The sequence below is a fragment of the Streptomyces sp. NPDC000151 genome, assembly GCF_040301705.1.
Classification (GTDB): Bacteria; Actinomycetota; Actinomycetes; order Streptomycetales; family Streptomycetaceae; genus Streptomyces.
The window spans coordinates 1-9,640 of record NZ_JBEPFC010000212.1; the positions used below are offsets into that span (position 1 = coordinate 1).

Below are 9,640 nucleotides of genomic sequence, written 5' to 3' on the forward strand. Positions count from 1 at the left end.
GGCCGGTGCTGCCGGCGGCCCGCGACCGCGAGGCGTCGCCGCGCGCGAACCGCTCGAAGACGCGCGGCAGCGTCGCCGCCGGTATGCCCGGGCCGTCGTCCACGACCTCCAGCAGGACGGACGGGCCGTGCCGGGCCACCCGCGCGGTGACCGTCGTGCCCTCCGGCGTGTGCGTGCGCGCGTTGCCGAGGAGGTTGACCAGTACTTGATGCAGGCGTGCCGCGTCGGCCCGTACGAGCGCCGGTGCCGCGGGGAGTTCGAGCCGCCAGTGGTGGCCGGGACCGGCCGCGCGCGCGTCGCTGACCGCGTCCACGACCAGCGGTGAGAGATCGGTGCTCGCATACGAGAGCGGGCGTCCCGCGTCCAGCCGGGCGAGCAGCAGCAGGTCCTCCACCAGCCCGGTCATCCGGGTCGCCTCGGACTCGATGCGGCCCAGCGCGTGCCGGGTGTCGGGCCCGGGGTCCTCCCTGCCCCGCCGGGTCAGCTCGGCGTAACCGCGGATCGAGGCGAGCGGCGTGCGCAGCTCGTGGCTGGCGTCGGCGACGAACTGCCGTACCCGCGTCTCGCTCTCCTGCCGCGCGGCCAGCGCCGAACCGACGTGCCCCAGCATCCTGTTGAGGGCCGCGCCGACCTGGCCGACCTCGGTACGCGGATCCGCCTCGGCCGCCGGCACCCGCTCGTGCAGCGCCACCTCACCCTGGTGCAGCGGGAGTTCGGAGACCCGGGTGGCGGTGGCGGCGACCCGGCGCAGCGGCCGCAGCGCGAGCCCGACCATGGAGGCGCCCGCGATGCCCGCCGCGATCAGCCCGGCGGCCGTCACACAGACCTCGACCACGATGAGCGTGCCGACCGTCTCCTGCACCTGGTCCAGCGGGAAGCCGACGACGATCGAGCCGTCGCCCGTGGACTCGACCCGGTAGTCGCCGAGTCCGGGCAGCGTGGCGGTGTGCGGCTCGCCGTCCCGGGGGACCGCCGCCAGCGCCTGGAGCTGTTCGTCGTTCAGGGCGTCGAGGTGGTCGGAGAGCTCGTGGCTGCTCGAATCGTTGCTCTTCGCGCCCTGCTCGATGTCGCCGTCGGGCGCGACGCGGGCGCCGACGGTGGCGATCGGCTGGCCCGGCATGGCGATGAAGTCCAAGCTCTGCCGCTTCAGCGGATCGTGCGCGACCGGGCCGCCCTGCGTGCGCCGCACGGACTCGCCCAGCTGGTGGTCGAGCTGGGTCTGGAGGTAGTCGTGCAGCGCGATGGCGGTGACCGTGCCGATGACGGTGCCGACCACGGCGATCAGTGCCACGGCGGCCACCACCAGCCGGGTGCGCAGCGACCACGGACGCCGTCCGGAACGACCCTTGGACGTACGGGACATGACTGCCTTCCGCCTCTTCCCGCCTACTCGCCGGGCTTGATCAGATATCCCGCGCCGCGCCGGGTGTGGATCATCGGGCTGCGGCCCGCGTCGATCTTCCGCCGCAGGTAGGAGATGTACAGCTCGACGACGTTGGCCTGGCCGCCGAAGTCGTAGGACCAGACCCGGTCCAGGATCTGGGTCTTGCTGAGCACCCGGCGCGGATTGCGCATCAAGTACCGCAGCAGCTCGAATTCCGTGGCCGTGAGGTGGATGTCCACCCCGCCGCGCGACACCTCGTGACTGTCCTCGTCCAGCACGAGGTCGCCCACCGCGAGCACCGACGAGGGGCGTACTGCGGCGGCACCGGCCCGGCGCAGCAGCCCGCGCAGCCGGGCGACCACCTCCTCCAGGCTGAACGGCTTGGTGACGTAGTCGTCGCCGCCCGCGGTCAGCCCGGCGATGCGGTCCTCCACGGCGTCCTTGGCCGTGAGGAAGAGGACCGGCACGTCGGGCAGGTCGCGGCGGAGCCGGCCCAGTACGGTCAGGCCGTCCATGTCGGGCAGCATGACGTCCAGGAGCACCGCGTCCGGCCGCCACTCGCGCGCGGCCCGCAGCGCGCTCACGCCGTCCCCGGCGGAGCGGATGTCCCAGCCTTCGTACCGCAGCGCCATCGACAGCAGGTCGGTGAGCGACGCCTCGTCGTCGACGACGAGCACGCGCACCGGGCTTCCGTCGGGGCGCAGCAGTTCCGGGTGCTTCTTCGTGGAGGGCAGCGATCCGGCAGTGGCAGTCATACCGGCAAGGCTGGCCGCGGCCTCTGAGAACCCCCTTTCCCCCACCTGTGAATTCCCTGAGAAACGCATGACGGTGCAGCAGACGTGCCCGATGAGCGGGCAGCGGGGCGCATGACCGGCTGGGCCGCCCCCCGCGCGGTCCAGCCGGTCTCACTGGTAAAAGCATGGCAGGCACCACTGACAATCGGCCCTGAGCGCGGGGGCGGAGAGCCGACCGCGGCGGGCCGGGGCCCGCTCAGAGGCCCAGCAGCCTCGCCGCGTTCCCGTAACAGACCCCGCGCAGCCAGTCGTCGCCCAGCTCCACCCGCGTCAGCGCCTCCAGCGCGTGCGCGTACCCGTACGGGATGTTGGGGAAGTCGCTGCCGAAGAGGACGCGGTCGCCGAGGTACGCCAGCCGCCCCCGCTCCGCGCGCGGGAACGGCGCGGCCCGCTCGGCGAAGTCGGTGAAGTTCATCGTCGTGTCCAGGTGCACGCTCTCGTACCGCTCGGCCAGGTCGAGGAAGTCGGTGTACTCCGGCATCCCCATGTGCGCGATGACCAGCCGCAGCCGCGGGTGCCGGGCCAGCACCCGGGCGACCGGCTCGGGCCCGGTGTGCTTGCCGGGCGCGGGCCCTGACCCGCAGTGCACGACGACCGGCGCCCCGGCGTCCTCGATCAGCCCCCACACCTCATCCAGCCGGTCGTCCGCCGGGTCGTAACCGCCGACCTGCACATGCGCCTTGAAGATCCGCGCCCCGCCCGCCAGTTCCGCCCGTACGTAGGCAGCCGCGCCGTCCTCGGGGAAGAACGTCGCGGTCCGCAGGCAGTCCGGCGTGCGCGCGGCGAAGCCGGCCGCCCAGCCGTTCAGCCACTGGGCCATGCCGGGCTTGTGCGGATAGATCATCGAGGTGAACGCGCGGACGCCGAAGCCGCGCAGCACGGCGAGACGTTCCTCCTCCTCGTACCGGTACGTGATCGGCCACTCCCGGCCGACGAGCGGCCCGGCCGCGTCGAAGTACGCCCAGACCTTGTCCAGCACCCGCTCCGGCATGAAGTGCGTGTGCACGTCGATCAGTCCGGGGAGCCCCAGCTCCCGCCAGAACGCCTCGACCCGATCGTCACCCTCGGCCGCCATCCCGCACGCCCCTCCGCTCGTCCGTTCCGCCGTGCTCAGAACAACCCCTCCTGCCGCCCCTCGTCCGCGCCGCTGTCCAGCGGCACCACCGCCGCCGTCGTCACCTTCCCCTCCGTCGCCCGCAGCACCCACCCGGACAGCAGCCGAGTGTCCACGACGAGCACCGGCCCCGCACCGGCCTGTTCCAGGTACAGATCCGAACCGGCCGCCGCCAGCACAGCCCCGACGATCTCGTCCCCCGCGCGCAGCGCCGCGATCCCCGCCACGGTTCCCGGCTCCGCCGGAATGCGGTCGAGCCCGAACACCTCGGCGTGATCGACGTACGCGTACGGCGCCGTCCCGAGCGCCTCCGGCCAGCCCGGCAGCGCCTGCGCCTCGCGGTGCAGCGCGGCCACCGCGGCGGCCCGTTCGGCGGCCGGCGGCAGCGTCCGCCGCGCCGCCCGCTTCTCCGCCTTGCCGAACCGGTCCCGTACCGCCAGCGCGCTCCCCAGCAGCGCCTCGGCCCGCCGCGCGGCCATCAGCGGCCCGCGCCCCAGCCAGGAGTACCCGACCGCGCCCTGCTCCAGGAGGCGCGCCGCGCCCCGTTCGGCCGCGGTGATGCCCACCTTCAGCAGGCCGGGCCCGAAGTACGCGAGGTAGACGCCGTACGGGCGCGGGTCGTCGGCCATCGTGTCCGCCGCCACCGACCGCGAACGGTCCAGCCGTGCGCAGTCCGGGCACTGGTCGCGCGCGCCCGCCCCGTCGAGCACCGCTTCGTGCGGACAGACGGTCCACCGCCCGGCCCGCCGCACGCCCAGACAGCGCCGCTCACCCTCCGCCGCGAACGCCAGCGGCCGTCCGGCGGGCAGCGCGCTCAGCCGCTCCCCGGCGCGCTCCGGGTGGCACCAGCCCAGCCCGAACTCCTCGCCCGACCAGCGCGGCCCCGTGCACCGCCACCTCGTCGCCATCCGCCTGCCGCCCTTCGCCCCGCCGTCCTCACACCGCGGCCTTCGCCCCCGCCTTCGCCAACGCCCCCGCCTTCGCCCCCGTCTCCGGCCCCCGGAACGTGCTCCGGTACTGGCTCGGCGACACCCCCAGCGCCATCTGCAGATGCTGCCGCAGCGACGCCGCCGTGCCGAACCCGGCGTCCGCCGCCACCCGGTCCACCGACAGGTCCGTCTCCTCCAGCAGCTGCCGCGCCCGCTCGATGCGCTGCTGCGTGAGCCACTGCAGCGGCGAGATCCCGGCCTCCTCCCGGAAGCGCCGCGTGAAGGTCCGTACGCTCATCGACTCGCGCGCGGCCAGTTCGCGCAGGCTCAGCGGCCGGTGCAGCTGCTCCAGGGCCCAGGCCCGCGCCTTGGCGGTCGTGGAGAACTGGCGCTCGGGCACCGGGCGCCGGATGTACTGCGCCTGGCCGCCCTCGCGGTGCGGCGGCACGACCGTGCTCCGCGCGACATCGTTGGCCACCGCGGCGCCGTGGTCGCTGCGCACCATGTGCAGGCAGAGGTCGACGCCGGAGGCAACGCCGGCCGAGGTCAGGACGTTGCCGTCCTCGGTGTAGAGCACATCGGGGTCCACGCACACCGCGGGGAACAGCCGCCGGAAGTCCTCCGTGGACCGCCAGTGCGTGGTGGCCCGCCGCCCGTCCAGCAGGCCCGCGACGGCCAGCACGAAGGCGCCCGTACAGATCGACGCGACCCGGGTCCCCGGCCTGATCCGGCCCAGCGCCGCGGCGAGCGGCGCGGGCAGCCGCCCGTCCTCCGGGGAGTAGTCCTCGTGCGAGGCCGGTACGACCACCGTGTCCGCCTCGGCCAGCGCCTCCGGCCCGTGCGCCACATTGATCGAGAAGTCGACGTCCGTCCGCACCTCACCGGGCTCGACGGCGCAGGTCACCACCTCGTACAGCGGCTCCCCCGCGGCCGATCTGGCCTGCCCGAAGATCCGGTGGACGATGCCCAGCTCCATCGGCAGCAGGCCGTCCCGCACCAGGACCGCGACCCTGTGCAGCCCGCTCTCCGTAAAAGCACCCATGGCCCGATTCTTTCACACCATGGCCATCAGGCCACTCGTTTCGAGGCACCGCGCCACCGAGGATCGAGGACATGAAGATTCTCTGGCTCTACGCCCACCCCGAGCACCGCTCCCTCAACGGCCGGCTGAAGGACGACGGCATCGCCGCCCTGCGCGCCGAGGGCCACGAGGTCCGGGTCTCCGACCTGTACGCGATGAAGTGGAACCCGGTCGTGGACGCCGACGACTACGGCCACGACCCGGCCGACCGCCTGGACGTCGCCAACCACTCGCGCGAGGCGTACGAGAGCGGGCGGCTCGCCCCCGACATCGCCGCCGAGCACGAGAAGCTCGACTGGGCGGACACGGTGATCGTCCAGTTCCCGCTGTGGTGGTACGGGATGCCCGCGATCCTCAAGGGCTGGTTCGACCGCGTCTTCGTGAAGGGCTTCGGGTACGGCGTCTCCGACGAGGCCACCGGGCGCACCCTGCGCTACGGGGAGGGCCGGCTGGCCGGCAAGCGCGCCATGGTCGTGCTCACCGTCGGCGCCCGCGAGCGCGAGCTGGGCCCGCGCGGCATCAACGGCGGCCTGGACGCCATCCTCTTCCCCCTCCAGCACGGCACGCTCTGGTACGCGGGCATGTCCGTCCTGCCCCCGGTCCTCGTCGCCGGCGCCAACCGCTTCTCCGACGAGCGGTACGCCGAGGCCGCCGCCCGGCTGCGCGAGCGCCTGAGCACCCTCGCCACCACGCCCCCGATCCCGTACCGCACCCAGAACGGCGGCGACTACGACGCGAACCTGACGCTCCACTCCCACCTCGCCCCGGGCCGGGAGGACCTCGGCATCCACGAGCAAGCGTGACCCGGGGGCGGCAGGAAAAGCCTCACCGCGAAAACACCGAGGGCCCCGTCGATTCCTCGACGGGGCCCTCGGTCTGCTGTGCGCTCGGCAGGATTCGAACCTGCAACCTTCTGATCCGTAGTCAGATGCTCTATCCGTTAAGCTACGAGCGCCTGGCTTTCCGGCCGTCTGTTCGACCGGGCAGCGATGCGCAGGCAACATTACATGACCTGCGACGCAAGACGAAAACGTGGCACCGCACAGTGACAGCGGCACCAGCGGCAACGCGAAAGCCCCGTCGATCTCTCGACGGGGCTTCCCTTGCTGTGCGCTCGGCAGGATTCGAACCTGCAACCTTCTGATCCGTAGTCAGATGCTCTATCCGTTAAGCTACGAGCGCTTGACTTCCCGGCCGTCTTTTCGGCCGGTCGGCGTTGCGGGAACAACATTACATGAGCCGGGCCGCAGCGCGAAATCCATTAGGCACGCCCAGCCTGACCTGCGAAAACAGTGAAGCCCCGACCAGCTGGCCGGGGCTTCACCCAAGGGCGGAGGCGGAGGGATTTGAACCCTCGATGGGCTTTAAGACCCAAACCGCATTAGCAGTGCGGCGCCATAGACCGGACTAGGCGACGCCTCCACGCAAACGCCACCCGCGCGAACGCGATGTGGTGTGTGCAGATGATGGCACAGCTCAGCGTGCTGTCACCAATCGAGGTCTACGGTACTAGGCGCGTGGCCCGCCGGGCAAAGCGCTTCCCGGCACTTCCCGCCGATACGGACCGCCGATACGGACCGGCGTCGCGCTGCGCGGTCGCGCGGTTGCGCAACGTACGGCGCGGTGGAGCGTTAGGAGGGACAGGGGTGCCCACCCCCGTTCGTCCCGAGTCCCACGCCCTGGAGAGTCCAATGGCGCTGCGCCGCATTGCCGCACTCGTCCTGACCGCCGCCACCTGCGCCGTCGCGCCCGCCGTCGGCGCGCCGACGGCCGGTGCCGTCACCCCGTCGGAGCAGCACCGGCTGATGCCGATCCCGCTGTCGCAGGGGGGAGACCGGCTGAAGGTGACCGTCACCGACTCCGGCAGTACCGCGATGGACGGAACGCACGAACTGAAGTGCCACCCCGCCGGCGGCGACCACCCCAAGGCGGCGGAGGCGTGCCGGGCGCTGGACAAGGTGACGCGCTGGGGCAAGGACCCCTTCGCGCCCGTCCCGCCCGACACGGCCTGCACGATGCAGTACGGCGGGCCGGCCACCGCGCACGTCACCGGCCGCTGGGCCGGGCGCCCGGTGGACGCCACCTTCAAGCGCGACAACGGCTGTGAGATCGACCGCTGGGACAAGCTCGTCCCGCTGCTGCCCTCCGCCGCCGCCCAGTAGAGGCCGAAAGGGGAAGCCCGAGTCGGCTCAAAAGTCGACGTCAGGGCGGTACCGGGAGACGGGGACCGGAGGAAGGCAGGACGGAAGAGGTGGTTCCGCTTCCCGTGAAAACCGGCCCAACAAGCGGGAAAACCGGCCGGGTTTCGTGCCCAAGTAGGGCCCCAGATCAGGACGCGGGGCACATGTCGGGCGTGCGGCGAGTCGCACAGGGCCGTGGCATTACCTCCTCGTCATCCGCCTCCGCGTCCCCGCCCGGTGCCCGTAGACTCCCTTCCAGTGACACGCCACGGTGGGTTTCAGTCACACACCACGGTGGGTGTCGGCAAGATGCGGTCGTCAGGGAGGAAGCGTCGTCGTGAGCAGCAGGCCATCCCGGGGCGCTGCTCGCCTCGCAGCCATACTCGACGCACTGCCCGACGCGTTGTTGCTGGTCAACTGCAACGGCACGGTCGTCAACGCCAACACCATCGCCCTGGAGACGTTCGAGGCACCGGGCACGGCCCTGGTGGGCCGCGGCCTGCTGGACCTGCTCCCGACCTTCGACTCCAAGCGCATCCCCGGCTCCATGCGGCGCCCCGACGTCACGCCCGAGGGCGGGCGGCAGAAGCCGACGCGGATGGTCGCGCGGCGCACGGACGGTACGGAGATGCTGGTCGAGGTGACCAGCGCCAACCTGGAGGACGGCCGCACCCCGTACGAGTCGGCCTTCGAGGCGGCGTACGCGGACCACCGCTCCTCGTACACCGGCGACGAGCTGCTGATGCTCGTCGTCCGCGACCTCTCCGGGCAGCTGGACATCGAGAGCGAACTGGCCCGCCAGCAGCGCCAGACGGAGATGATCCTGCGCGCCGCCGCCGAGGGCGTGGTGGGCGTGGACGCGGACGGCAAGGTCGTCCTGGTCAATCCGTCCGCCGCGCAGATCCTCGGCTACCGGGCGAGCGAGCTGGGCGGCAAGGAACTGCACCCGCTCATCCACCACTCGCGCGCCGACGGCAGTCCCCTGCCCTGGGCGGACACCCCGCTCGCCGACACCCTCAAGTCCGGCCGCAAGCACCGGGTGCGCGGCCAGGTCCTGTGGGCGAAGGACGGCCGCGCGGTCTCCGTCGACCTGACGACCGCTCCGGTACGGGACGGCGAGCAGCTCGTCGGCGCCGTCATGACCTTCACCGACCGGCGCCCGATGGACGCGCTGGTGGCACGGCAGGCCCAGCTGCTCGCCGTACTGGACCAGTCGCTGCGCGGCCCGCTGGAGCAGCTCCGCACCGAGCTGGGCACTCTGGCGTCGGACCCCGCCGGCCAGCTCTGGCCGGAGGCCAACCAGGTCCTGCACCACCTCACGGCCGGCTACAGCCGCATGACGACGCTGGTGGACAACGTCCTCAGCTACCAGCAGCTCGACGCGGGCACGGACAAGCTGCAGCGCACCGAGGTCTCGCTGGACGCGGTGGTCGCCGCGGGCGTGGAGGGCGCGGTCGAGCTGATCGGGCCCGGCCGCGCGCAGTTCGCTGTGCACGCGCCGCCCCTCAAGGCCGAGGTGGACGCGGCACGGCTGGCGCAGGCGCTCTCGCATCTGATCGCCGATGTCGCGGGCGTCGACTCGACCGGGAACACTCCTGCGGGCGCCACGCCGGCCGGTGACTCCACGATCGTGGTCGCGGCGGCCAAGCGCGGCGCGGTCGTCCGCATCGAGGTACGCGGCCCGTACAGCGGCGGCGACCCGGTGCACGGCCCGATCGTGCGCGGCATCGTCCGGCTGCACGGCGGCGTGCTGCAGACGCACGAGGTACCGGGCGCCGCGGGCGGCAGCGCGTACGTCCTGGAGGTACCGGTCAAGGCGGACGGCTCGGCGGTACCGGCGTCCGGACAGCAGGTCGGCGGCACGGACGGGACGGTGGAGATGCCGGCGTCCGGTGCCGACACCGGTGCCGGTACTGGTGCGGCCGCCGCGGAGGGCGACGGTGGCGGGCGCCGGCGTGCCCGAGGCGGCGCGAGCGGGGCCGGGACGGCCTCGGGCCGGGCGGACGGACAGACTTTGGGGGCACGGACTTCCGGGGCACAGGCTTCCGGTGCACCGGGCGAGGGCGGTACGGACGGCCTCGGTACGGGCGTTGCCGGTGACGACGGATCGGGTAGCGACGGCCGCGGCACGCCGGCCGACCCGCGTGCGCACGCGGGG

Annotated in this window: 8 protein-coding genes and 3 tRNA genes; 3 read left to right on the top strand and 8 right to left on the bottom strand. The window is 72.8% G+C overall.

What is annotated here, in order from left to right; all coding sequences use genetic code 11:
* From ABT381_RS33480 to ABT381_RS33500, 5 genes are all read right to left on the bottom strand, one after another.
* On the bottom strand, nucleotides 1-1,363 hold a 1,363-nt coding region (locus ABT381_RS33480; protein ID WP_351601085.1), incomplete at its 3' end, for a sensor histidine kinase.
* Between the two features lie 23 nt (nucleotides 1,364-1,386).
* Complete coding sequence (locus tag ABT381_RS33485; protein WP_351601088.1) at nucleotides 1,387-2,139, bottom strand: response regulator transcription factor; 753 nt, start codon at nucleotides 2,137-2,139, stop codon at nucleotides 1,387-1,389.
* Between the two features lie 235 nt (nucleotides 2,140-2,374).
* Nucleotides 2,375-3,253 carry an amidohydrolase family protein gene (locus ABT381_RS33490; protein ID WP_351601091.1) on the bottom strand — a complete coding sequence of 293 codons (879 nt, stop codon included), beginning with the start codon at nucleotides 3,251-3,253 and terminating at the stop codon, nucleotides 2,375-2,377.
* A gap of 35 nt (nucleotides 3,254-3,288) precedes the next feature.
* Nucleotides 3,289-4,200: a DUF2797 domain-containing protein gene (locus ABT381_RS33495; protein WP_351601094.1), complete on the bottom strand. Its 912-nt coding sequence runs from the start codon at nucleotides 4,198-4,200 to the stop codon at nucleotides 3,289-3,291.
* 28 nt (nucleotides 4,201-4,228) lie between these two features.
* Nucleotides 4,229-5,263, bottom strand: coding sequence for a GlxA family transcriptional regulator (locus ABT381_RS33500; RefSeq protein WP_351601097.1), 1,035 nt, complete (start codon nucleotides 5,261-5,263; stop codon nucleotides 4,229-4,231).
* 71 nt (nucleotides 5,264-5,334) lie between these two features.
* On the opposite strand from ABT381_RS33500, the gene ABT381_RS33505 reads away from it, so the two are divergent.
* Nucleotides 5,335-6,105: an NAD(P)H-dependent oxidoreductase gene (locus ABT381_RS33505; RefSeq protein WP_351601100.1), complete on the top strand. Its 771-nt coding sequence runs from the start codon at nucleotides 5,335-5,337 to the stop codon at nucleotides 6,103-6,105.
* Nucleotides 6,106-6,184: 79 nt separating this feature from the next.
* Here the strand turns inward: ABT381_RS33505 and ABT381_RS33510 are convergent.
* The 3 genes from ABT381_RS33510 to ABT381_RS33520 all read right to left on the bottom strand — a co-directional run bounded on the left by ABT381_RS33510 (nucleotide 6,185) and on the right by ABT381_RS33520 (nucleotide 6,724).
* A tRNA-Arg gene (locus ABT381_RS33510) sits at nucleotides 6,185-6,257 on the bottom strand.
* A gap of 154 nt (nucleotides 6,258-6,411) precedes the next feature.
* Nucleotides 6,412-6,484 (bottom strand) — tRNA-Arg (locus tag ABT381_RS33515).
* A gap of 149 nt (nucleotides 6,485-6,633) precedes the next feature.
* A tRNA-Ser gene (locus ABT381_RS33520) sits at nucleotides 6,634-6,724 on the bottom strand.
* A 224-nt stretch (nucleotides 6,725-6,948) separates the two neighbouring features.
* Between ABT381_RS33520 and ABT381_RS33525 the strand changes: the two genes are divergently transcribed.
* Complete coding sequence (locus ABT381_RS33525; RefSeq protein ID WP_351601103.1) at nucleotides 6,949-7,464, top strand: SSI family serine proteinase inhibitor; 516 nt, start codon at nucleotides 6,949-6,951, stop codon at nucleotides 7,462-7,464.
* Nucleotides 7,465-7,819: 355 nt separating this feature from the next.
* Nucleotides 7,820-9,640: PAS domain-containing protein (locus ABT381_RS33530; RefSeq protein WP_351601106.1), on the top strand; the 1,821-nt coding region annotated here is incomplete at its 3' end.

Excerpts from the sequence above, each read along its gene's own strand:
- ABT381_RS33485 (WP_351601088.1), bottom strand. The coding sequence starts at position 2,139 with ATGACTGCCACTGCCGGATCGCTGCCCTCCACGAAGAAGCACCCGGAA.
- ABT381_RS33490 (WP_351601091.1), bottom strand. The coding sequence starts at position 3,253 with ATGGCGGCCGAGGGTGACGATCGGGTCGAGGCGTTCTGGCGGGAGCTG.
- ABT381_RS33495 (WP_351601094.1), bottom strand. The coding sequence starts at position 4,200 with ATGGCGACGAGGTGGCGGTGCACGGGGCCGCGCTGGTCGGGCGAGGAG.
- ABT381_RS33500 (WP_351601097.1), bottom strand. The coding sequence starts at position 5,263 with ATGGGTGCTTTTACGGAGAGCGGGCTGCACAGGGTCGCGGTCCTGGTG.
- ABT381_RS33505 (WP_351601100.1), top strand. The coding sequence starts at position 5,335 with ATGAAGATTCTCTGGCTCTACGCCCACCCCGAGCACCGCTCCCTCAAC.